At 34.1% G+C, this 24,533-nt stretch carries 23 protein-coding genes; 5 read left to right on the top strand and 18 right to left on the bottom strand.

Translation table 11 applies throughout. From position 1 onward, the window contains the following. Positions 1 to 70 precede the first annotated feature (70 nt). Positions 71 to 841 carry a DUF6759 domain-containing protein gene (locus BUE84_RS21010; RefSeq protein WP_079243366.1) on the top strand — a complete coding sequence of 257 codons (771 nt, stop codon included), beginning with the start codon at positions 71 to 73 and terminating at the stop codon, positions 839 to 841. Positions 842 to 903: 62 nt separating this feature from the next. On the opposite strand, the gene BUE84_RS21005 is transcribed toward BUE84_RS21010, so the two are convergent. Then, the gene (locus BUE84_RS21005) at positions 904 to 1,860 is read right to left on the bottom strand and encodes an acetyl-CoA carboxylase carboxyltransferase subunit alpha (protein WP_047435651.1); all 957 of its coding nucleotides are present in this window, start codon (positions 1,858 to 1,860) and stop codon (positions 904 to 906) included. 49 nt (positions 1,861 to 1,909) lie between these two features. After that, on the bottom strand, positions 1,910 to 3,418 hold the full coding sequence (gene gltX, locus BUE84_RS21000) for a glutamate--tRNA ligase (RefSeq protein ID WP_079243365.1): 1,509 nt from the start codon (positions 3,416 to 3,418) through the stop codon (positions 1,910 to 1,912). Positions 3,419 to 3,858: 440 nt separating this feature from the next. On the opposite strand from gltX, the gene BUE84_RS20995 reads away from it, so the two are divergent. The 3 genes from BUE84_RS20995 (at position 3,859) to BUE84_RS20985 (ending at position 8,230) form a co-directional block, all read left to right on the top strand. After that, positions 3,859 to 5,292 carry an MAC/perforin domain-containing protein gene (locus BUE84_RS20995; protein ID WP_079243364.1) on the top strand — a complete coding sequence of 478 codons (1,434 nt, stop codon included), beginning with the start codon at positions 3,859 to 3,861 and terminating at the stop codon, positions 5,290 to 5,292. A gap of 279 nt (positions 5,293 to 5,571) precedes the next feature. After that, entirely contained in the window at positions 5,572 to 6,960 is a 1,389-nt protein-coding gene (locus BUE84_RS20990; protein WP_079243363.1) for an MAC/perforin domain-containing protein, read from the top strand. Between the two features lie 304 nt (positions 6,961 to 7,264). Then, a complete protein-coding gene (locus BUE84_RS20985; protein ID WP_079243362.1) occupies positions 7,265 to 8,230 on the top strand; it encodes a hypothetical protein in 966 nt (321 codons plus the stop codon). Positions 8,231 to 8,282: 52 nt separating this feature from the next. On the opposite strand, the gene BUE84_RS20980 is transcribed toward BUE84_RS20985, so the two are convergent. The 16 genes from BUE84_RS20980 to pdxA all read right to left on the bottom strand — a co-directional run bounded on the left by BUE84_RS20980 (position 8,283) and on the right by pdxA (position 23,900). Next, on the bottom strand, positions 8,283 to 9,164 hold the full coding sequence (locus BUE84_RS20980; protein ID WP_079243361.1) for a hypothetical protein: 882 nt from the start codon (positions 9,162 to 9,164) through the stop codon (positions 8,283 to 8,285). Further along, positions 9,157 to 10,059, bottom strand: a complete 903-nt coding sequence (locus tag BUE84_RS20975; RefSeq protein ID WP_238594302.1) for a glycosyltransferase family 2 protein — start codon at positions 10,057 to 10,059, stop codon at positions 9,157 to 9,159. Before BUE84_RS20975 ends, BUE84_RS20980 begins: the two co-directional genes overlap by 8 nt. Next, a complete protein-coding gene (locus BUE84_RS20970) occupies positions 10,038 to 11,177 on the bottom strand; it encodes a glycosyltransferase family 4 protein (protein ID WP_079243360.1) in 1,140 nt (379 codons plus the stop codon). The genes BUE84_RS20975 and BUE84_RS20970 overlap by 22 nt, the downstream gene beginning before the upstream one ends. Next, positions 11,177 to 12,424, bottom strand: a complete 1,248-nt coding sequence (locus tag BUE84_RS20965; RefSeq protein WP_079243359.1) for a glycosyltransferase family 4 protein — start codon at positions 12,422 to 12,424, stop codon at positions 11,177 to 11,179. The genes BUE84_RS20970 and BUE84_RS20965 overlap by 1 nt, the downstream gene beginning before the upstream one ends. Positions 12,425 to 12,500: 76 nt before the next feature. Further along, a complete protein-coding gene (locus BUE84_RS20960; protein ID WP_079243358.1) occupies positions 12,501 to 13,736 on the bottom strand; it encodes a glycosyltransferase in 1,236 nt (411 codons plus the stop codon). A gap of 3 nt (positions 13,737 to 13,739) precedes the next feature. After that, complete coding sequence (locus tag BUE84_RS20955) at positions 13,740 to 14,927, bottom strand: glycosyltransferase (protein ID WP_079243357.1); 1,188 nt, start codon at positions 14,925 to 14,927, stop codon at positions 13,740 to 13,742. 3 nt (positions 14,928 to 14,930) lie between these two features. Further along, positions 14,931 to 15,917, bottom strand: coding sequence for a hypothetical protein (locus BUE84_RS20950; protein ID WP_079243356.1), 987 nt, complete (start codon positions 15,915 to 15,917; stop codon positions 14,931 to 14,933). 4 nt (positions 15,918 to 15,921) lie between these two features. Beyond that, positions 15,922 to 16,668, bottom strand: a complete 747-nt coding sequence (locus tag BUE84_RS20945) for a glycosyltransferase family 2 protein (RefSeq protein WP_079243355.1) — start codon at positions 16,666 to 16,668, stop codon at positions 15,922 to 15,924. 53 nt (positions 16,669 to 16,721) lie between these two features. After that, a complete protein-coding gene (locus BUE84_RS20940; protein WP_079243354.1) occupies positions 16,722 to 17,486 on the bottom strand; it encodes a polysaccharide deacetylase family protein in 765 nt (254 codons plus the stop codon). A 1-nt stretch (position 17,487) separates the two neighbouring features. Continuing rightward, positions 17,488 to 18,288, bottom strand: coding sequence for a glycosyltransferase family 2 protein (locus BUE84_RS20935; RefSeq protein ID WP_079243353.1), 801 nt, complete (start codon positions 18,286 to 18,288; stop codon positions 17,488 to 17,490). Next, a complete protein-coding gene (gene rocD, locus BUE84_RS20930; protein ID WP_079243352.1) occupies positions 18,289 to 19,536 on the bottom strand; it encodes an ornithine--oxo-acid transaminase in 1,248 nt (415 codons plus the stop codon). Positions 19,537 to 19,862: 326 nt separating this feature from the next. Continuing rightward, positions 19,863 to 21,218, bottom strand: a complete 1,356-nt coding sequence (accC, locus tag BUE84_RS20925) for an acetyl-CoA carboxylase biotin carboxylase subunit (protein WP_034692971.1) — start codon at positions 21,216 to 21,218, stop codon at positions 19,863 to 19,865. A gap of 94 nt (positions 21,219 to 21,312) precedes the next feature. Next, positions 21,313 to 21,795, bottom strand: a complete 483-nt coding sequence (gene accB, locus BUE84_RS20920; protein WP_034692974.1) for an acetyl-CoA carboxylase biotin carboxyl carrier protein — start codon at positions 21,793 to 21,795, stop codon at positions 21,313 to 21,315. 127 nt (positions 21,796 to 21,922) lie between these two features. Continuing rightward, positions 21,923 to 22,126, bottom strand: coding sequence for a 50S ribosomal protein L32 (gene rpmF / locus BUE84_RS20915; RefSeq protein WP_007843326.1), 204 nt, complete (start codon positions 22,124 to 22,126; stop codon positions 21,923 to 21,925). A gap of 67 nt (positions 22,127 to 22,193) precedes the next feature. Next, positions 22,194 to 22,724 (bottom strand): YceD family protein, encoded by a 531-nt coding sequence (locus tag BUE84_RS20910; protein ID WP_079243351.1) that lies wholly within the window; start codon positions 22,722 to 22,724, stop codon positions 22,194 to 22,196. A gap of 84 nt (positions 22,725 to 22,808) precedes the next feature. Further along, positions 22,809 to 23,900, bottom strand: a complete 1,092-nt coding sequence (gene pdxA / locus BUE84_RS20905) for a 4-hydroxythreonine-4-phosphate dehydrogenase PdxA (protein ID WP_079243350.1) — start codon at positions 23,898 to 23,900, stop codon at positions 22,809 to 22,811. Positions 23,901 to 23,948: 48 nt separating this feature from the next. Here pdxA and BUE84_RS20900 point away from each other — a divergent pair, with 48 nt between their 5' ends. Further along, the gene (locus BUE84_RS20900) at positions 23,949 to 24,533 is read left to right on the top strand and encodes a riboflavin synthase (protein ID WP_079243349.1); all 585 of its coding nucleotides are present in this window, start codon (positions 23,949 to 23,951) and stop codon (positions 24,531 to 24,533) included.

Here is a 24,533-nt window from a genome sequence, read left to right as displayed (position 1 = left end):
TTTAATGATAAACTAAAAAATGACTTTTCACGTTATTAATATATTTAATATTATTTTAAAGGTTTGATTAATGAAAAAAATCTTCTTCCTTCTATTTATATGCATTTTTGCTCTAGGTTTTTCTCAAAAAAAGAAAAAAACAAAATCTAAAGCTGTTGTTGAAAAAGAAACTGTAATTATCTATACTGAACAGGAAGCTGAGATTTCAAAAGAGGCAAGAATAATTGCCGGATTTTTGAAACAGAACCCTGGTCATGCTAAAACTGACTATTTCAAAAGAAAGCTGATTGATATTATTATGGCAGATAATTCTCCGGAAGCAAAGCCTACAATTAGACCAATTAGTAAAGATAAAATTGAAAATATCGTTAAAAATAATGAACTGAATAGCGGTAAAACACTTGCTGCAAATAAAACAAACACAGTAAACGGTAAGGCTGTGTCTAATAATACTGCGGCTGCTATTGAAGCTCTAAAAGAAGAAAGAAGAACTACTTTTGCATCGGCAGGATCTGCAGGTACAGCAAAAACGGCAGGAACATCTAAAGCTGAACCAAGTGAGGAAGGGAAAAGGAGAGCAGCAATGCTTACTCATCTTTTTAATAATGATATCAACAAAAGTGAAGCTTATATCAATATCAAGAACAGATCAGCCTGTAATCTTATTGTTAAGATCAGCGGGAAAAAATATTATAATCTAACGGTTCCAGCAAAAGGAGAGAATTTTATCCTGGTTGATAAAGGAGAATATATAATGACCACATCAGTTTGTGATGCAAAATATTCATCTGTAAAGAAAATTACTCAGGATATTGAAATTGCCCTGAATGTTGCGGAATAGAATAAGAAAGAAGAAAACTAAAGAAAAAAGGTTAAGAAGAAATTCTTAACCTTTTTATTTTTTTATCCTTTAAACTGACCCATTGCAATGAATTTGTCCTGTCTTTGGGTTTCAAGCTCCTGTCCTGTAAATTTGGAAAAAGCCTTGATATTTTGTAAAATTGAATTTTTCAAGTTCAAATAAGTGGTTTCCTGATCATAATGAGCACCTCCAAGTGGTTCCTCAATGATTCCGTCAATGAACTTTTCTCTTAAAGCATCTGCTGGTGTAAGATTTAATGCGTTGGCTGCATCTTCTTTATGATCCCAGTTTCTCCATAAGATAGAAGAGCAGCTTTCCGGTGCAATTACTGTATACCAAGTGTTTTCCAACATATATACTTTATTTCCAACACCTATACCTAATGCTCCACCACTGGCACCTTCTCCGATGATGTAAGTGAAGATTGGAGTTTTCAGCTGAACCATTTCAAAAATATTTCTTGCAATAGCTTCTCCTTGTCCTCTCTCTTCAGCTTCCAATCCAGGATAAGCTCCCGGTGTGTCTACTAAAGTTACCACAGGGATATTAAACTTTTCAGCAAGCTTCATTAATCTTAAAGCTTTTCTGTATCCTTCCGGATTTGGCATTCCAAATCTTCTGTGCTGTCTTTCTTTAGTCGTTCTTCCTTTTTGAGTCCCTATGATCATTACTTTCTGACCATCAAGGGTAATCAATCCTCCAATCATTGCCGGATCATCAGCGAAATTTCTGTCTCCATGAAGTTCTAAGAAACTGCCTTTGTCTGCCATTCCGTTGATGTAGTCCAATGTATAGGGACGATCTGGGTGGCGGGACAGTTGTACTCTTTGCCAAGGTGTAAGATTTGAATAGATTTCTTTTTTCTTTTCTAAAATCTTATCCTCAATCTGGCTGCATGCTAATTTTACATCAACACCACTTTCTTCTCCTACTAAAGAACACGTCTGGTATTGGTCCATCAATTCTTTGATAGGAAGTTCGAAACTTAAATATTCCATTTCTTGAAGTAAATTAAATCTTTCAAATGTATGAAAAATTATGGTTATTCTATTTAAAATTATTTATAGCATTGTTTATTCTGGAGATACTTTCCTCTTTACCAAGGGTTTCCAGAATGTCCGGTACGTCTGGTCCTTTCAGCTCTCCTACCAAAGATAATCGTAACGGCATCATTACTTTACCCATTCCTAGTCCTTTGTTTTCAGCAAAATCATGCATGGTTTGCTTTAATGTTTCAGCCATAAAGTCTTTAGCTTCAAATGCAGCAGCCAATTCTCCTAAAATTGCTGATGTTTCTTCATTCCATGCCTTTTTCGATGCTTTTTCATCGTAAGAAGTTGGAGCTTCAAAGAAGAATTTTCCACTCTCATAGATGTCTTTCGGGAAAGTGGCTCTTTCTTTCATCAGATGAATTACTTTCAACAGTTTTTCATCAGAAGTACCGGAAAGATCAAGATCTGTATTCTTAAGGATCTGAAGAAGTTCTTCATCAGACTTCATCTGAATATACTGATGGTTGAACCACTCGGATTTTTCTTTGCTGAATCTTGCCCCTGCTTTATGTACTTTATGAAGATCGAATTCCTTGATCATTTCATCCAAAGAAAGTATTTCTTTATCATCTGCTGGAGACCAACCTAATAATGCTACCATATTGATGAAAGCATCAGGAAGATATCCGTTTTCTCTGTATCCTTTAGAAACTACACCTGTAGCAGGATCTTTGAAGTCAAGAGGAAATACCGGAAATCCGAATTTATCACCGTCTCTTTTGCTTAATTTTCCTTTTCCTTCTGGTTTTAAAATTAAAGAAAGGTGTGCAAACTGTGGTGCTTTCCACTGCATTGCTTCATATAATAAGGTATGAAGTCCCAAAGATGGAAGCCATTCTTCACCACGGATGACGTGAGAGATTTCCATTTCATGGTCATCAATAATATTGGCAAAATGGTAAGTCGGCATTCCGTCATTCTTTACCAGAACTTTATCATCTAAAGTATTGGTATTGACTGAGAATTTTCCACGAATAATGTCTTCAAGGTTTAATACTCTGTCAACAGGCATTTTAAATCTTACGACATAAGGCGTTTTTTCATCCAATAATTTTTGGACTTCTTCTTCAGAAAGGGCAAGGCTGTTTCTTAAACGATTTCTTGTTTTATTATCATAAGAGAAAACATCTCCTTTTGCTTCATATTCTGCACGCATGGCATCCAGTTCTTCTGCAGTATCAAAAGCAATGTAAGCATAATCTGTCTTTAAGATCTGTTCTGTATATCTGTCGTAGATGTCTCTTCTTTCAGACTGTCTGTAAGGAGCAAATTTTCCTCCTTTTTTAGGACTTTCATCAGGAATGATTCCGCACCATTCTAAAGCTTCTTCAATATATTCTTCAGCTCCCTCTACATATCTGGCTGTATCTGTATCTTCAATTCTCAATACAAATTCTCCCCCTTGATTTTTAGCAAAAAGATAATCATATAATGCGGTTCTTACGCCTCCCAAATGTAATGGTCCTGTAGGACTTGGAGCAAAACGTACTCTTACTTTCTCCATTTCAATTTTAATTTTTGCAAATTTACTTAAAATTATGCGTTTAAGAGATGATTTCTGACCGTGTATTGATTTTTTGATCCTGACTTTTTTATTTATTTCTATAGATTTTGGATAAATGCGGTTTTAAAACTCCCAATCTTATATTTCTGATAATATTTTTTTTACTCATTGATCATAACCTATAAAATGTGGTTGTGAAAAATGAATTCATAAACAATAAGTATTGTGTTTGATGTATAAATCTATTTGTGAATGTATTTAAGTTTGTTTTTATAATTTTTGTTTTATAATTATATCACAAATTAGTGATTGTTAATTTGTTTATTCATAGTAGTTTAATTATGTAATAAAATCACTAATTAATGATATATGTCAGTTGCTGTTTTTGTATTTCACCTAGTATTGAAGTTTATATTTGTTGAAAATTTTAAAATAATACTATGAAAAAACAAATTTTATTTAGCTTCAGTGCAGCACTGTTGCTTTTCATGGGATCATGTTCTTCAGAAGATCTGAATAATAATGAATCTACGGCTGATAGCCCAGCAAAAACTAATCGTTTGTCAGCAGCGAAATTTGCAGGAGACGGTATTTATGATGTTTTAGGACACGGTTTTAATGCTGCTGGTGAATATGCCAACGCTAATTCTGCAGGTTTTAAAGTAATTGATATTGAACGATTTAAAAATGAACAGGCAGCAAGATTACTCTCTGAAAATACAAATACACAACAGTACATTGAAGAATATGGAGAAAATGCAGAAACCTATTCTAAAATGGTTTCTACAAAAGTAGATGTTACCGCAGGAATTCCATTATTTAAAAAAACAATATCAGTAGGATTTAATTCTGCAGTGACAACCAACCATAAATTTGATGCCAAATACATTTATGGCAGTTACAATCTTATCATTAAGCAAAAAAGACTAAGATTCAATGCTACCACGGATATGTTAGCAGATTATGTAACTCCGGAATTTACCCAGGATCTGCAAACGAAAACTCCTCAGCAGATTGTAGAGGATTATGGAACCCACGTTATGGTTGATATTTATACCGGAGCTAAAATGGATATCATGTTCCAGTCTGAAACAACTAACGAAAGCCGTGACCGCGCTGCCAGAATTGGAGTAAAAGTGGGGGTGAAATCTATCTTTGATGTAGATGTAACCAATGATGTGAATACTTCGGAATCATCTATGAATTACTCTAAGAAATTATCCTACAGAACAAGAGGAGGAGATCCTTCAAAAGGTTTGGTTGGAGAATTGAATCTGGATCAGAATACACCAAAAATTAATATTGCAAACTGGCAAAGCAGTTCTACAGCTAGTAATTCTGTATTGGTAGAATTTGGAAATAATGGGCTGGTTCCTATTTATAATCTGGTAAAAGATGTGGTCAAAAAAGCTCAGCTTAAGGCGTATGTAGATCAGTATTTGATTGATAATCAGATTTCATTGGAGTATAATACCACAATGTTATATGGCTACCAAAATCAGGCGGACAGTAATCATTATTTCACTTTCAATACAAACCTTCAGCCATCTTCTTACTGGACTAATGAAGGACCAACATTTAAAGTTTTTCAGTACAAAGCACCAGATACAGTTCCTATTTACTGCTATAAAAGTACTTCAGGAGCAGATCATTACTTTACACAGGCAAGTACGTTACAACCATCTTCTTATTGGAATGTTTATATGGGGGTAGCATTCTATGCTTATAAAACTCCGGGAGCTGGAAGAATTCCTGTATACAGCTATAAAGCTAAAAACGGGTCAGACCATTATCTTTCAGTGTCACCTAATTTAGGTCCTGTGAACTATTGGAGTATCAGAGAAGGTATTGCTTTCTATATTCCAGCTAATTAATTTTTGGATTTATATAAATCAATTTGGTTATACATTATGGGTGGAGTCAGTAATTCTGGCTCCGCTTTTTATTTATCATTAAATAGAATCTGAGTTTGATGTGAAAATAATAATAGTAATTATTTATTTTTATTATTTCTCTATTATGTGATGTTGAAACTATTTATTAATAGAGTTTTAACCGGTTGTTAAATTCACTGATTAATGATATATATCATTCTGGAATTGTTTTCTCACTGGGTGATGAATATTACATTTGCAGAAACTTTTTAATAATCTATGAAAAAACAAATTGTATTTTGCTTCAGTAGTTTACTGATGCTTTTTATGAGTTCATGTTCTTCTGAAGATCTTAACTCAGAGGTAACGCCTGAAAGTCCGGCAGCAAAGGCTAATAACAGAATGTCTGCAGCCAAATTTGCAGGTGACGGAATTTATGATGTCTTAGGACATGGTTATAATGTTGCCGGTGAATATGCTAATGCAACGGCAGCAGGTTTTAAAGTGATCGATATTGACCGTTTTAAATTGGAACAGACCAACAGACTAGTCAGCGAAAACACATACTCTCAGGAATATGCTGAAGATTATGGTGAAAATGCTGAGGCGTATTCTAAAATGGTTTCAACCAAAGTGGACGCAACAGTTAATTTTCCATTATTTAAAAAAATACTCTCTGTAGGTTTTGGCTCAGCTGTAACGAGTAACAATAAGTTTGATGCAAAATATCTTTACGGAAGTTATAATCTGACGATCAAGCAGAAAAGAGTAAGATTCAACGCTACTACAGATATGTTGGGTGATTATGTTACTCCTGAATTTGCTCAGGATTTACAGACAAAAACCCCACAGCAGATTGTTCAGGATTATGGAACTCACGTAATGACTGATATTTATACAGGAGCAAAACTTGATATTTTATTCCAGTCTGAAACAACGAGCCAGACTCGTGATAAGGCAGCCAGAATTGGGGTAAAGGCAGGAATGTTGAATATTTTTAATGTGAATGTGGATAATGATGTGAATACTTCTGAATACCACATGAACTATTCTAAGAAATTGACTTACAAAACAAGAGGTGGGGATCCTTCAAAAGGTTTAGTAGGAGATTTAAACCTGGATCAGACTAATCCTAAAGTTAATATTTCCAATTGGCAGAATAGCTCCAATGTAAGCAATTCTGTTTTGGTAGACTTTGGAAGCAACGGATTGATCATTATTTATGACTTTGTAAAAGATCCTGTTAAAAAAGCTCAGCTAAAAGCTTATGTAGACCAATATCTGATTGATAATAAAGTCTATCTTGAATTTAAAACAATTCCAATTTACAGATATTATAACGGAGTAGATCATTACTATACAAAAATTGCAGGAAGCTACAATGGATATTCTTTTGAAGGAACAGAGTTTAATGCATTCTTATATAAAGCTCCCAACACAGTTCCTATCTACAGATACTGGAACGGTAAAGATCATTACTACACAAAAACTCCGGGATATTATTCGGGATATGTATCTGAAGGAATCGAGTTCAATGCTTTTGCTACTCAGCAGCCTAATACAGTTCCTATATATCAATATTGGAATGGTAAAGATCATTATTATTCAAGATCCAGCGTAACGCCTCCGGGTTACATTAAGGAATCTGTTGAATTTTATGCATACTAACTAAATAATATTAATATTTTACAACAAAGAAACCGTCTCAATTTTGAGACGGTTTTTTTTTTATAACGAGAACAAAAAATGAATATTTGCAAAATATTTTCGTTGATTAAAGGAACAGTGAAAGAATATTGCCAGTAGTCGTTTATTAAAAATGTATTTTTGTAACTTATAAATTTAGTTGATCAATGAAAAAGCATTGTTCTTTATCAGATAAAATCTGTTTCAGAAACTAGAGGAATAGTATTACAAATTTTATTACTTCCATGGAGAAGGTTTGAAACTAAATAATTTAACTTACTAACAAATGAAAATTATTTTCCACGAAAATCAATTATGTTATAGAGGGACTTCTAATGCTCTTTTTGATTATGCTTATTATAATGAGGAAATGCTTGGTAACGAGTCGATGATTCTTTATCCTAAAAATAGTCCGAATAATGCTGAAGAAGCTATTGAACGTTTTAAAAAAAAGTTTAACGTTGTTGGATATAGCGATATCAAGGAAAGAGATGAAATCATTAAAAAGGCAAATGCAGATCTTTTCTATGCAATAAAATCCGGTGAAAGAGAAACAGATACTCCTCATGATCTTATTAAAACGGCTATTCATGCGGTTTTTAAATACAACGAACCCTATGGAGATGTTTATGCCTATGTTTCTGAATGGCTGGCCAAAACGATGAGTGGTGGAAAGCTTCCTTTTGTTCCCCACATTGTAGATCTTCCTGAGGTAAATGGCGATCTTCGTGCTGAGTTGAATATTCCGAAAGATGCAGTGGTATTTGCAAGATATGGAGGAACTGAAACTTTTGATATTGGTTTTGTAATGGAAGCTGTCAAGAAAACAGCTCTGAAAAATAAAAATATATACTTTGTTTTTATGGGAACTGATGAATTTGTAAAGAGAAATTTTTTCAGGTCTTACAAGAATATTATTTTTCTTCCACCAACAACTGATGTCGAAAGAAAAGTGAAATTTATTAATACTTCTGATGCATTTTTGCATGCCCGCACGCAAGGAGAGAGTTTCGGAATGGCTGTAGGTGAGTTTTCTATTAAAAATAAACCTATTATAACATGGTCCGGATCTGATGAGAAATCACATCTTGAGATTCTGGGAGATAAAGCTATTGTATACAAAGATAAACAGGATATCATGCAAATCCTGAAGAACTTTCAACCGGATGCAGGTAAAAACTGGGATTGTTACTCAGAGCTTTTCAATCCACGGGCAGTTATGGAGAAATTTGAAAATGTTTTTATCAAATAAAATAGTAAAGGCTAATGTAACAACATTAGCCTTATATTTTGGTCTGAAAGAATTAAAAAAGACTTCTAATTCTCATCTTTATTTTTTTTGTGAAAGATAAGTTCAGATTGAGTTTTTGCTGAGGATATTTCTTTGAAAAGGAAAGAATAAATTCATCAATGTTTTTTGCAGGGAAAAAGGAAAGCTCTTTCCAAATGCCCTTATATAAAGGATGGAAGTCTATAAATGTCTTATAATTGTCAGCATTCACCGTTTTCCAGGAATTTAAAAATGCTGAGGTGTCAAAATCATTTTTATGCCCCCAGTTATTGATTTTTTCTGAAATTTCATTTTCTTCCCGTGCCCATGACTGATGTATTAAATAAAAATCCAGTGGCAGGATTCTGCCTTTATTTGTATTTCTTGCATATTCATAGTGAGGGTTGTTTGTAATAAGCATACACTTTTCATCAAAAGGAGTAATCACAAAAAAACCTTCAGTATTATGTTTGAATAATGTCACAAAATTTACCTGAAAATTAAAAGGATTTTTAGCCGGATTCTTTAATAAAAATTTATTCCCTTTCAAAAACTTTGCTAATACTCCAAAGTCATAAGCATATTCATCTCCATCCATCTGGATATGCCATCCGCCAGAGCCCATTTTCTCCGCCATCATGTTCCTTTGTCTGGTCTCCAGCTCCATTGGCTGCATCCCTTCAATGAAAAAAGTGTCTTTGTAAAAGATGATTTTATTCTGAGTATCCAATTTTTTGATATCACTGAAAACACTTTCAGGAATATGAATATCATTGCCAGCCCAGGTTTTATTATTGGCATCATAGCTTATTACGATACAGTCTGCATGCTCATAAATATGCTTGAGAGATGTAAAGATGTAACAGTAGTCATATGATAGAAGATATCCTACTTTAATAATATTTTTTTTACTCATTTTTTATTTTATCTAAATTGGAATAAAGACCGTCTAATATACCTTTTATGTAAGCTTTCGCCATGGAAAATTTTCTTTTTTTAAGTGCTTTCCTTGCGAACTTCCATCGTTCTTTGGTCACATATTTTAAATTCCCGTCATACAGTCTGCACATCCAGATCCGGTTTCTGGTGATATAATACTCATAAAAACTGCCTTTATCGCTGGCAAGATTGAAAGCTTCACATTGTGTATTAACCGCAATTTTCCATTGGGTGTTTTTAAGAAGACGAAGACACCATTCAGACTCTTCATAATACATGAAAAAGCTGGTGTTCATTAATCCTACATCATCCAATATTTCTTTTCGGAACATCAGGGCACTTCCATCTACATATTTTATATTGTAGTTATAATGAGGAGCATTCACATGGCTTTTATCCTGTTCAGAATTGGTGTGTCCTCCCTGAAAGCCTTCTTCCGGGAATAACAGCCCACCGTCTGAGAATATTCTGTCACGAATGTTTCTGTAGCAGATTCTTGGGCCAATGATTCCAATACCTGGAAATTCTTTTAAATCGTTATATAGCTGACTGATTGTGCTGCTGGATATTTCAATATCCGGATTTAATAATAAAAAATAATTCTTACCATCTTCAATCGCTTTTTTAATTGCTAAATTATTACCGAAAGCATAGCCACCGTTATAATCACTTAAAATATAATTGATTTGCTTTTGTGAGCCCAGTTGCTCTATTTCCTTTCTGTCTTTTGAATTATTATCTACGATATAAATAGATTGTTGTGAAATACCTTCGCTTAATAATGAATTAACCTCTCGCTGGGTATCCTCAAAAGAATTGTAATTCAGTATGATAATGGCCAGGTCATCCATTAGTGTAAAATCTTTTTCCATTTTTCAATTGCTTTTTCTTCAGAAAAATTATTTTTAAAATATTCCTCAGCCTGTATTTTTATATCCTGATAATAAGATTGATCTTGCAGTAAAGACATGATCTGATCTTTAAAAATTTCAGGATGATCACTTACCAGGCAACCATTTGTTGTCTTTGACGGGAAGCCGTCAATCGCTCTTTCTGTTCCTACAATAGGAAGTCCGTAAGATAAGGCTTCAATGACTTTGATTTTGATGCCTGTTCCCTCCAGCATTGGACAAATTGCAATTTTTGACTGGTGGTAATATTCCTCCAGACTTTCTACAAACTCTATTAATGTGACGCCTTCTCTTTCTTTAATATGTTTGCAAATTCTTCCGATAATTACAATGTTGATATTTGGAGGAAGCAATGGATATACATGATCAAAAAACCACTGTATGGATTGTATATTGAAAATATTTTCAGATCCCACGAATATTAAATCATACTTTTTACCATCATTACTTTTTTTAAAATGAGAGGGGAAAGAAGGAGGTATGTTGATTACTTTTTCACCTAAAAATCTTTTAAAAACAAGGTTTTCATCTTCTGATATGGTGATAACTTTATCGAACTTTGAAAGATTATTGATTTCCTCATTGAAACGTTTTCCAATATCTAATGATTTGTTTTTGTAGAATTCATTGAGGGTAATCCAATCATGGGTATCTATGATCTTTAAAGTGTTTTTCATAGATTCATGGTCAACTAATCCTGCCCAGAATTCATAATTGATGATGATGGCATCATATTTTTCCTTATTGAAGATGTCAGAAAATTCTTTCTTGGCAAAATCTGTCAATAAGTGGTTATACTCATTAGGCTTTTTATAAAATTTTGATATTTTGTACTTCCAATATGCGGAAGATGTTTTTACTTTTAATGGTCTGTGTTTGATTAAAAACAGATTATCAACAATATTTTGATCAATATCTGTAGTATCGTTTTGGCTCTTATAAATCTCAGCGGCTCCTACCAGATCAATGTGATATCCCATTTTCTTTAAAACAGTAAGGGTCGTTTTTGCTCTCGTGGTATTTCCTGCTCTGTTTGAAAATGGATTTTCAGGAAAAAAAAATAGAATTTTTTTGGTCATTATAAAGATGTAATGGCGGAATTAAATTTGTTGATGATGGTATCCCATGAATAGTTTTTTAAAACATAATCTCTTGCTTTGATGCCTTCAGAAACAATCTCATTCTGTGGTTGTTGCATATAAAACGTTAATGCCTGAGAAAACTCTGCACTGTCTGTAAAGCTTTTCCCGGTTTTACTCTTGTCAATATGAGAATACAAAACCTCACAGTTTTTATTTACAATGATAGGGATTTTCAATAACATGGCCTCTAAGGTAATCAGTGAAAGGCTTTCATAGAATGAGGGCATTATAAGTGCGCTGGCATTCTCCAGTAATGCATTTTTGAGGTCGTGGTCTACAAATCCGGTCAGGATAATATCATCTCCCTGAGTTATTTTTTCCTCAAGAGAATTTTTGCCTGCCAAAACTAACTTTACATCTCGATATTCAGGATGTTTTTCTTTGAAATCTTTAAAATATTCAATCATCATGACACAGCCTTTGTCTTCAACAATCCTTCCAATATAAATAAAGTATTTGGTCTGATAAAGATCCTTAGGCAGTTCACCCGATGCTGCATCATAATCATCAAAACCAATTCCTGCAATTTCTGATTTTAGCTTTTGTGCCTGAGGATAAACGCTCTCTACAAAATCTTTTTCAATCTGTGTATTGTACATGATGAATTTTGGAAGAGAAAACAATTGAGAATAGCCATCAAGATAAAACTGAGGCTCATCGTGAGCCGTTGGAATAAGAATACTTTTATCAGCAACTTCTCTGATTCCTATATTGGTAGGGTGGTATAAATAGGTAAAGAAAATAAAAGCCTTATAATCTTCTTTTTTCTCTTTTATAAACTGAATTAAATCCTGGGAGAATGGTCCCTGTACTTCTAACCATTCATTGAAATTAAAGTCTTTTTTCTTGTATTTAAATCTCTTATAAAGCAAATAAGGGAAGTTTAAAAAACTTAGCTTTCTATTATAATATTTATATAAGCTACGAGCTGTTTTACTTAGCTCATTAAATCTTTTTAAATCCTTTTTTAACGTTTTAAATCTTCTTACTTTAATATCATGGATGATTTCAATGCCTTCCGGATAGTGGTTATCCCAACGTTCGAATTCTATAGCACAGGTTGTAATAATTTCAATATCATAGAGAGCAGACAATTTTTCAGCTAATAATCTTGCGTGAAGTTCTGCACCTCCGTTGATCTCCAGCCCATATCTTTGGACTACTATTGCAATTTTGTCTTTCATCTGAAATATGATAAGCTCATTTGTAAATATAACGATTCGCCCATAAGCTGACGAACCAGAACATTAACCAATAAAATTATTTTCTGCCTTTTTTGAAGAAAGCATTTACTTTCTTTCTGATTTTATTATAAAGAGTTCGCTCAAGATAATGGACTCGGGAATTTAATCTTTCGATTTCGCTTAAATAGAAAACATTATTGACATCACTGCCTCCGGTACTTTCTTTTTTACCAAAACCATCTATGAAATTCAATCTTATTCTGAATAGCTCTCCGATAGATTGAATAGAAAAATTCTCAGCAATTTGTGATTTTGCCTTTTCTCTCATCGAAGCCAGGCTGTCAAAATTGTTTTTGATATACTGGAGTTTTTCAACAGCATCTTTCAGGCTAGGCTTGGCAAGTGTTAAACCTTCATCAATCAGCCCTTTTGTATTGGATGTTTTGATGAAATCATACTGAATCAGGAAGCTGTTATTTACATTCATGAAATCCAGATTTCCGGAATAACCCGTTCCTACAACAATTTTTCCATAGGCCATGGCTTCTGCCATCGTGAGACCGAAACCTTCAGAACCATGAAGAGAAATCAGAACCTCAGACTGTTGGATCAGGGAATGTAGTTTCTCCTTTGAAAAATGCTCGTTAATGATGATGACGTTCGGAATATTTTGGTAAGCTTCCAGCGCTTTCTGAGCATCTTTGCTTCTTTCAAGATTATGTGTTTTCACGATAAGAACACTGCTTTTATCTTCTTTGAAAACTGTTGTGAAAGCTTCCAGCGTAGCTTCCGGATTTTTTCTGATGGTGGTACTCAGAGAATCGAAAATCGTTAGATAGATCTTTGAATCCGGAGAAATATGATATTGGCTTAGCTCAAAATCCTTAGACTCTTCCATTTTTTGAATCGGATGTGAAAATCTGATCACAGGAATTCCTGTATACTTTGTAAAGATATTCACACAGAAATCACTTGGTACCCATAGCTCATCAAATACATTTAATATCTCAACAACCTTCTCGGAAACTTCAGGAAATTCCCAGGCCCAGTAAATAATATTATAATGATCCTTAAGATTCAGATCCTGATTCTTAGAAAAGAAATTGTTGATAAAATTGATGTTAATATGGAAAACATTAATGGAAGATGATGACTCGGAGCCTGAATCAATTCTTTCAAAAGTTTCACTGGAATAATTAATCCGGTTTACTTTGATACCTATTGCTTCTAATGCTAAAGCATTTAATCTGGTTGCTTCGGAAATTCCAAAATTTCCATCAAAAAAACCGTGGTAATTTACACTTAATGACATGGATTATAATGTTTTAAGTTTTTCTTTTACTTCTTCAGGTGAAAATGCTCTCAGACTGTCCACAGAATTTCTGCTTAATGTATTCCAAAGCTCTTCATTATTATTCAGCTGGATAATTGCTTCTGCAAAGCTGTTTTCATCATTGGCAATCAATACATGCTTTTGATCGGTAAGTTTCATACCTTCTGCACCAATATCCGTAGTAACTACAGGGAAAAAATATTCAAAAGCCTGCCCAATTTTCCCTTTCACGCCGGCACCAAATCTCAGAGGAGCCACCATAATTTTCGAATTCATAAAGTGCTCTTCAATGCTTTCCACAAATCCTAAAAATTTAAACTTAGGAAATAGTTTAACATCAAGTTTTTCTGCCACATTCCCGATGATGCTTACTTCCAGCTCAGGATTGGTTTTCCAGACAATAGGCATTATTTTTTCATATAAAAACTTTACCGCATCAATATTCGGCTCGTGAATAGAGCCAATGAAGGTAATTCCCTTACTTTCACTGAAGCTTTTTCGCTCAGAAATATCAATTTTAGGATAATGAATATTAGATACTGTAATGATCTTATTTTTATTTGCATACTGGCTCATAATTTCTTTCTCTTTATCAGAGATGGCAATAATATAATCCAGTTGTGGAGCAACAACAGTTTCCAAGCGGAAAAAATGTTTATAATTTTTCTTTAAAGAAATACGGGTAGGTTCCAGTTCGATGGCTCTTTTAAATCTTAAAAAATGAATATCCACCATATCATAAATGAATTTGGCGGAAGGTAAAATGGTTTTCATTTTCTTATAAAAAAGATTCAGCGCCAGAGGGCCGTTGAACCAAACGTAATCTATCTTTTTAAAAGAAGAAAGGAAATCATAAATATTCCTGTATTTATTGTTCTCTATATAAACGATAACATTGTGCTGCTGATAAAACTTCACATAAGAATCGTCTTCAAACATATGGGGAGCAAATAAAATGCAGTTGTATCCTAATTCTTTGTAAATAAATATAAGTTCTTTCAGTCTGTTAGCCCCGGATTCTTTATCATGGGCAGGGAAATCTCTTGATGCAAACAGGATTGTCTTTTTTGAAGCGTCATACAGATTAATGTTGACAATATCCTTAGACTGAAGGTTTTTGAGTTTTTCTTTTCTTTCGAAGTGTTTTTTTATTTTTTTTAAGATTCCCATTTGTCAGTTTTTAGTATCGAGTTCAAAAACTTTATTTACCCAACTATCCAAAGTGTACCTGTAGTAGATTTCTTCCGGAATTTTCTCGTAAGGTTTTTCAAAAAAAGATTTGTCAAGATTACTAATATTTTTGTTTAAAATCAAAATATTATTGGGGTTGTAAAAATCATAGGTTTTAATGGCTTCATTATCAGTTATGATTTTCTTTTCCAGAGACATGGCTTCAAAAACTCTGAAGCTAAGTCCATATTGCCCTTCACGCATCAGATCCAGTAAAACTTTTGAGTTTTTATAATATTTTGGAAGATCATTATGCGGAATCTTCTTGATACTGAAAATCAGGAAAAGATTCTTAGGTACTGTAATGAAAATGTTGGTGAGCTGATGTTTCCAGGATTTTTTTCCAATAATCATAATCTGGAATTTTAATCCTTGCTCAATCAGCTTTTTAGCCAGCAATTTTATGAGTGAAACCCTTCTGTTATCATAAGATGTGATGTAAAAAAGATCCATTTCGGGCTGCTGGTTTTCTTTGGCACAGTGGGGAAGGTAAATGTAATTGGTTAATTTTTCAAAACCGTGCTTTTTAACATCAATATAGTCAAAGGAAAAGACTTTGTCAAAAAGATACAGTTTGTCTTCTACAGGAACTCTTTCAAGATTATCATACAGATAGGTCACCAGACGGTCTGTAGATTTTCGAATTTTTTTAAGGGTAGAAAGATCAAATGTATCCGGATTCATCACCAGTATCTGATCCTGATGCCCTAATTTCTCCAAAGAATCCAGAACATACTTCTGTCTTTTTTCAGTCTTAAGATTTTTGTTTAAAAAAGTTTTGCTTAATGCATTTACAGCTCTTTCGTTGAAGTTGGAATGAGTAACGGTACTGATTTTTATATGGTGAGCATCAATACCACGTTGGCATAATGTTTCAACAATATACTTATCATAATCCCAAAAATCATAACTAATGATACAAATCTTCATTCAACTAATTTTGCTCTTTTTTTAATGATTCATAGGTTTCATAGACGCTTAAAGATTGCAGAAAAGATAACTGATAGCCTTCTTTTCCGTCTAAAATACCAAGTCTCATTATATAGGCCTTAAAGAATTTAAAAGCAGTTTTAAGATATTGAACCCCAATACTGTACTTTTTCCCTTTAGCAGCCAATTCTTTCCCCTTTAAAACTCCGTAGTGAATCATTTTTTTTCTGTAAGATTCATAATCTGAAACGGAGTAATGGAGTAATTTATTTTTTAAAACTCCGATGGTTCCGTTAACCTCCAGAGTTTCATGTACCTTTTTTCCTGCCATATATCTGGCTTTCGATTTTCTGAATAGTCTGAAATTTTTATCAGACTGTGTTCCTGAAAAATGAATCGGTTTCTGGGCAAAAAAGAATTTCCTGTAAAAATAATAGGCATCCTTTTGCCCGGGTTTATTAAGCTCATCAATAATTTCCTGCTTCAGGGCTGGTGTAATTCTCTCATCACCATCCAAAAATAAAACCCAGTCGTTGGTTGCAGTATCCAGAGCCAAATTTCTTTGCTTTGTAAAGTCTTCAAATTTATTTTGAATCACCTTTACATTGGAGAATTTCTTTGCAATTTCTACAGTGTTATCCGTACTAAAAGAATCTACTACTATTATTTCATCACAGAAATCAAAAGATTCTAGGACATCCTGTATATTTTTTTCTTCATTATATGTTATGATTAAACCACTTATATTCATCACAACGATTTGTTTGACAGAGAAGTAGGTGAATACTTCCCTAAAATTGTTTTTTAAAATAGTTTTAATCTGCCAAAGATAAGTTTTAATTTGAATTTTATAAGCGAATCTTTGCCTTTTATATCAATTCTACACAGTTCGTATGGGTGCTGGGTAGGGTGATAATTCACTTTATTTCCAATTCTTACTGCAAAATCAATTCCTATTTTTTTCAAAATAGAAAAAAATGCTAATTTATCATGTTTTTTTTGTGGATATTTTCCATAAGGATATGCCAAAACCTTTGAATACCCTATATTTTGGGCATCGAGAATCTCCATATTTTTTTTTAGATCTTTTTCTATAAAGTCAAGAGATACATTTCTTAAATTTTCATGGGCATGGCTATGAAGGGCAATCTCAAAATATTTTTTATCCAGACTTCTGATTTCATCAAAGGTCATCATTGAATAATTGTTATATCCCTTTTCAATAAATTCTGTTGGAATAAAAATTGTCGCCTTCAGATTATACTTTTCCAGTAAAGAGGGGAGATATTCGAGGTTGTTTCTATATCCGTCATCAAAGGTGATGATAATGTTTCTTTTTGCCGAAAGAGGAAGCTCTGAGAAAAAATATGAAGTATACTTTTTAGAGCTCAGATATGAAAACTGCTGTTCAAGATTTTTTAAACTGACTGTAAGATCTTCATGGCTTTTCTTTTCAACCTGGTGGTACATAAGGATGACCAGTCTGTTGTAAGGAAATGCAAATAAATAGAGACGGAAATATATAACGATAAATATCGCTATTAAAACAGGAATAAGATACAGAATCATACTATTTTACTGTATTTTTTTCAATTTCCTGCATCCGTATTTTTTCGTACAGTCGTGTTTTTTCATGCAGTTTAATGTATTTCAGGAAGGTGTAATAAGACATTGTTTTAGCAATATAAAATCCTGGAAATCCATCCAGAAAACCAAGTTTGAAAATAAAAACCTTAATAAACTCAAACATTGGGCTTACAATGATTTTAAATCTGTTGATTCTTTTTCCTCTCTCAAACATCTTTTCAGCCATCATATCCGAATATTTATTGATTTTCGAAACATGATGATGAATGCTTTTGTAAGTATAATGATCCAGTTTTCCTTCCATAAGGCCCACCTTCTGATCAGTAATCAAAAATTCATGAACTTTATCATCAGAATACTTTGCATATTTTTTTCTGAAAAGCCTTTCACGGCATACATTTCCCCAACCACCAAATCGGATCAGGTGAATCCCAAGATGATTGTTGAATTTTGCTTTATACACATTGAATTCAGTATTTTCTGAAGAAACAATGTTTTGTATAGATTTTTTCAGATTTTGATCAGGAACTTCATCAGCATCCAGAAACAAAATCCATTCATGGGAACATAAATGAAGGGCATGGTTTTTTTGTTCACCATACCCATTAAATTTTTTCTCAAAGAATTTTACCTGAGGATATTTTTGAGTGCAAATCTCTTTGGTCTTATCTGTAGAAAAGCTATCGACAATAATAATTTCATCCACAATATCTGTTAATGAATCTAAAAGTCTTACGATGTTCTCTTCTTCATTATAAGTAATGATTGCAAGGGAAAGAGCCATTTATTTGTACTCAAGAATTGTCTTCTCAATAATCTTCACGCAATCCAACAATTGCTCTTCAGTAATTACCAATGGCGGTGCAAGCCTGATGATATTACCATGCGTAGGTTTTGCCAGCAATCCGTTTTCTTTCAATTGCAAGCAAAGGTTCCATGCAGTAGAACTATCAGGTGTATCATTGATCAAGATAGCATTTAAAAGGCCTTTTCCTCTTACTTTGGTAATAAGATCTGTTTTTTCAATAAGCTTCTCTATTTCAGCTCTGAAAAGTTTTCCTAATTCTTCTGCTCTTTCAGACAGTTTTTCATCAGCTACCACATCCAATGCTGCTACCGCTACTGCGCATGCAATAGGGTTTCCTCCAAATGTAGAACCGTGTTGTCCCGGTTTGATAACATTCATGATGTTATCATTTGCTAACACAGCGGATACAGGATACATTCCTCCGGAAAGCGCTTTTCCTAGGATCAAAATATCTGGTTGTACATTTTCATGGTGACATGCAATCAGTTTTCCTGTTCTTGCAATACCTGTCTGAACTTCATCAGCAATGAAAAGAACATTGTATTTTTTACATAATTCAGACGCATTTTTAAGGAAGTTTTCATCCGGAACATATACTCCGGCTTCTCCCTGAATAGGTTCTACAAGGAATGCTGCAATATTTGCTGCTTCTCTGCTAAGAACTTCTTCTAAGGCTGCAATATCGTTATAAGGAATTTTAATAAATCCTGGGGTAAAAGGTCCGTAGTTTTGGTTGGCATCCGGATCGTTAGAGAAAGAAACAATAGTTGTTGTTCTTCCGTGGAAGTTGTTTTCGCACACGATAATTTTCGCTGCGTTTTCTGCAATTCCTTTTACTTCATAACTCCACTTTCTGGCTAGTTTTACAGCAGTTTCCACAGCTTCAGCTCCGGAGTTCATTGGTAAAACTTTATCAAATCCAAAAAGGGTCGTTATTTTCTGTTCGTATTCTCCTAATTTAGAGTTGTAGAATGCTCTTGAAGTTAAAGCCAGTTTTTGAGCCTGCTCTACCAAAGCGCTTACAATTTTAGGATGAGAATGCCCTTGGTTCACAGCAGAATATGCTGAAAGAAAATCATAGTACCTTTTACCTTCCACATCCCAAACGAAAACACCTTCTCCGCGGTCCAGAACTACTGGAAGCGGGTGATAGTTGTGTGCTCCATGTTTGTCTTCAAGGTCAATAAAATACTGCGAGTTTTTTGTTTGTTCTGCTGTTGACATATATTTTGGTTTTCAACAAATTTACGCAATATTAATGATATGTATAAACAATTATCAAGTGACGTTTGAGGGTATAATTGAAGTAGATTTTAGGGTGGAATAATGGAGGATTAGAAAATATTTTCCCTGTTGACAGACTGTTATAGGTATTATATCTTTATAAGTGTGAAATTTTATTTTCTGTCTCTTTATTAATTTTTATTTATACTTCAGCAATAACCACGATAACGACTGATTGATGCTTTGTATTGAAAATTTCAAGTTTACAGGCTAAAAATAAAAACTGCCTCAAAAAGAGGCAGTTTCATTTTTATTGTAAAATAATCTTAGTGATTATCATATTTTCTGTCCATTACAAAATCCTCCATGAATTTTGTGGTGTAGTTCCCTGAAAGATAATCTTCATTATCCATCAGTTGTCTGTGGAAAGGAATGGTTGTTTTTACTCCTTCAATATAAAATTCCTCAAGAGCACGTCTCATTTTTGCAATAGCTTCTTCACGGGTCTGAGCCGTAGTGATAAGCTTAGCAATCATTGAGTCGTAGTTAGAAGGGATTGTATATCCGGAATATACGTGAGTATCTACTCTGATTCCGTGTCCGCCAGGGATATTTAATCCTGTGATTTTTCCCGGAGACGGTCTGAAGTCTGCGTAAGGGTCTTCTGCGTTGATTCTACACTCGATTGAATGTAATTTAGGGTAATAGTTGATTCCTGAAATAGGAGTTCCTGCAGCAAGAAGAATTTGTTCTCTGATCAGGTCATAATCAATTACCTGTTCAGTAATAGGGTGTTCTACCTGGATTCTTGTATTCATTTCCATGAAATAGAAATTTCTGTGTTTGTCTACAAGGAATTCGATAGTTCCTACACCTTCATATCCAATGAATTCAGCAGCTTTTACAGCAGCATCACCCATTTTCTCACGAAGTTCGTCTGTCATGAAAGGAGAAGGCGTTTCTTCAGTTAATTTCTGATTTCTTCTCTGTACAGAACAGTCTCTTTCAGAAAGGTGGCAAGCTTTACCGAATTGGTCACCCGCAACCTGAATTTCGATGTGTCTAGGCTCTTCAATCAGTTTTTCCATATACATACCTCCGTTTCCAAAGGCCGCTACAGCTTCCTGAATTGCTGATTCCCAGTGATCTTTAAGGTCTTCAGCTTTCCAAACAGCTCTCATCCCTTTTCCACCACCACCGGCAGTAGCTTTGATCATTACAGGGTATCCTGTTTCTTCAGCTACTTTTACAGCGTGTTCGTAAGATTCGATCAATCCGTCAGAACCTGGTACACATGGTACACCTGCTGCTTTCATGGTAGCCTTAGCATTTGCTTTGTCTCCCATTTTTTCAATCTGTTCAGGGGAAGCACCAATGAATTTGATACCGTTCTTCTGGCAGATTCTTGAGAAGTTAGCATTTTCAGATAAGAATCCGTAACCTGGGTGAATTGCATCAGCATTGGTAATTTCCGCAGCAGCAATAATGTTAGGGATTTTAAGATATGAGTCTTTACTCATTGCAGGGCCAATACATACCGCTTCATCAGCAAATCTTACGTGAAGACTGTCTTTATCAGCAGTAGAGTATACCGCAACGGTTTTGATCCCCATTTCTTTACAAGTACGTAAAATACGCATTGCAATTTCGCCACGATTGGCTATTAATATTTTTTTGAACATCTCTCCGAAATTTTAAATTATAAATTTTGAATTTTAAATTATTTTAAATGAAAAAAGATTCATCTAAAATTTATAATCTTTAATCTAAAATTCCTTAAGATGGATCTACTAAGAATAAAGGTTGATCATACTCTACGGGAGTAGCGTCGTCAACTAAAATTTTAACAATTTTTCCGCTGATTTCAGATTCAATCTGGTTGAATAGCTTCATTGCTTCAATAACACAAACTACTTTACCAACAGAAACTTCGTCACCTACATTTACAAATACATCTTTATCAGGAGATGGTTTTCTATAGAAAGTACCAATCATTGGAGATTTGATTGTTACATATTTGCTGTCATCAGATGCAGCTTCAGCTTTTTCAGCAACAGGAGCAGCCGGAGTTGCAACAGGTGCCGGAGCAGCTACCGCTTGTGGAGCAGTGTGGTATACTGCAGGTTGTGCATAAACAGCATCGCTTCCAGCTAATGGAGTTTTAATAGTGATTTCGAAATCTTTAGTTTTGTACTTCACTTCTGATACTTCAGCCTTAGATACAAACTTGATAAGATTTTGTATGTCTTTAATGTCCATAAATTTGATATTTGATTTGATGTCAAAGATACCAAAAAAACGTAAAAAACAACAAAAAACCGCCAAATTTTATCAAAATTGGGCGGTTTTTGTATTAAAATGAGGCTTTTTCAGTGAAAAGCGACTCTTAGTTTTCTTCAGTAGTAGCTACTTCTTTTTCCAATACTACTTTACCTCTGTAGTAAAGTTTTCCTTCATGCCAGTGAGCTCTGTGGTATAGGTGAAGCTCTCCTGTTGTTGCATCTTTAGCTAATTGAGGAACTACAGCTTTGTAGTGAGTTCTTCTCTTATCTCTTCTTGTGGACGACTGTCTTCTCTTTGGATGTGCCATTTTCTAATAACTTTTTTAATTGATGAGCGATGAGATTCATCATCTCATCATATTTAAATTATTCTATTTAATTATTGTCTTTTAATTTTCTTAAAGCATCCCATCTAGGGTCACTTTCATGTTCTTCTTCTTCAGTTACCTCAATATCTTTAGGACTGAACTGGTCAAGAATTTTAAGATCGTCATCACTTACATTCGGTGAAATTTTTTTCATCGGGATAGAAAGCATCACATTTTCATAAATCAAATGTGCTACATTGAAAGCATGCTCTGCAGTAGGAATGGTAATGACATCTTCATTGCTGTCATCATATTCTTCCCCGAAATTCACCAAAATTTTGATTTCATTCTCAATAGGATAGTCGAAATCTTCATTTGTGATATCACAAACCAACTCAACCAATCCATTAATTTTAATCTCAAATTCTAAAAAAGTAGTGTGTTTATCAAGTGATACATTCACTTCTATTCTAGGATTTGTAAATTCCTGCTCAGTGTCAAATAATTGAAAGAACGTTTTATCTATCTCAAACTTGAACCCGTGTCTTCCGTTTTTAAGTCCGGAAAAGCTTACGTCATAGTTTCTTAACTTGTCCATAAAATGAGTGTGCAAAAATATGCATTTTTTTTATAATAACAAATAAAATCTGAAACAAATTAATTTAAAATTTGTTTTAAAGATTTATGCTTCAGTTTCCTCCGGTAGATCTTCATCTATTCCGTTGTCTACAGCCATTTTTCTAGGCTGAAGGCGGTCATTCATCAGTTCGCTGTATTCACTTCTGTTCTTGAAAACCTGGATCGCTGTGAAGATCGCTTCTGTAAAACTCTGCTCATCGGCCACATTTTTTCCTGCAATATCGTAAGCAACTCCATGGTCAGGAGATGTTCTGATAAAAGGAAGTCCGGCTGTATAATTTACTCCTTCCTCATAGGCTAATGTTTTGAAAGGAGCCAGTCCTTGGTCATGATACATCGCTAAAACAGCATCGAAATTTTTATATTTACTCGGCTGGAAAAAGCTGTCTGCAGGGAAAGGTCCGAATGCTAATATTCCGTTGTCAGAAAGTTCTTTAATAGCCGGGCTGATGATTTCAATTTCTTCGTTTCCGATAACGCCTCCGTCTCCTGCATGAGGATTTAGTCCTAATACAGCAATTTTTGGTTTTTGAATACAGAAATCTTCTATAAGTGTCTGATTTAATACCCTGATCTGTTTCTTTATTTTTTCCTTGGAAATATTTTCAGCTACCTGTGCAATAGGAATATGATGCGTGGAAACAGCTACTTTAAGATCTTCAGTAACAAGGAACATTAATCCTTTTTTATTGAATTTTTCTTCAAAATAGCCCGTGTGTCCGGCATGCTTGAATCCCATTTTTACCATTTCATCCTTGTTGATCGGAGCGGTTACCAATACATCAATATCTCCTTTCATCAAAGCTTCAGTAGCCGCTTCTAAAGAGTCAATCGCCATTTTCGTAGATTCTTCAGTAGGAACTCCCAATTCTACATTCACGTTTTCCTTGGTAAGGTTAACCATATTAAGTTTCCCTGCCTGTGCCTGTGAAGGCTCGTTAACGTAGTTGAAATTAAGATTCAGCTTAAAAATGTTTTTCTGATAAGTGAATAATTTTCCCGAACCAAAAATTACAGGCGTGAAAAAATCTGTAATAGTTTTGTCTTTCAGAGACTTCATAATGATCTCCGGACCGATGCCGTTGAAATCACCGATTGAAATTCCTACTCGTACTTTATGGTTTTTTGGGCTCATTTTGATTATCTTTGAAGATTATAATTTACAAATTTAGCAAAAAATAATATGTTCACAGGAATTATTGAAGCAGTTGGTGTTATTGAGAAGATTGAAGAAAAAGGAAGTAATATAGATTTCACCCTTACGTGTCCTTTTACAAACGAACTGAAAATTGATCAGAGCCTTGCCCACAACGGGTGTTGCCTTACGGTAGTTGAGATAAAAGATAATCAATATGTGGTTACAGCGATTAACGAGACACTGGAAAAAACCAACCTTGGAAAATGGCAATTGGGAACTGTTGTAAATCTTGAACGTTGTATGAAAATGGATGGAAGACTGGATGGCCACATTGTTCAGGGACATGTTGATAAAACCGGTGAAGTTGTTAATATTGAAAATAAAGACGGAAGTTATTTTATTACTATGAAGTATGAAAATGACGGAAGTTTTGTAACGGTACCTCAAGGTTCAATTACAGTAAATGGGATCAGTCTTACTGTTGCTAAGAGCGAAGATGCTCAGTTTTCCGTAGCTATTATTCCTTACACCTGGGAATTCACGAATATGAAACATTTGAAAATTGGTGATCAAGTAAACCTGGAATTTGATATCATTGGTAAGTATATTGCTAGGTTAATTAAAAAGTAG

The sequence above is a fragment of the Chryseobacterium indologenes genome (genome assembly GCF_002025665.1).
In the GTDB taxonomy this organism is placed as follows: Bacteria; Bacteroidota; Bacteroidia; order Flavobacteriales; family Weeksellaceae; genus Chryseobacterium; species Chryseobacterium metallicongregator.
Note: the sequence above shows the minus strand (reverse complement) of the source record. Positions and strands in the feature narration are given on the sequence as shown.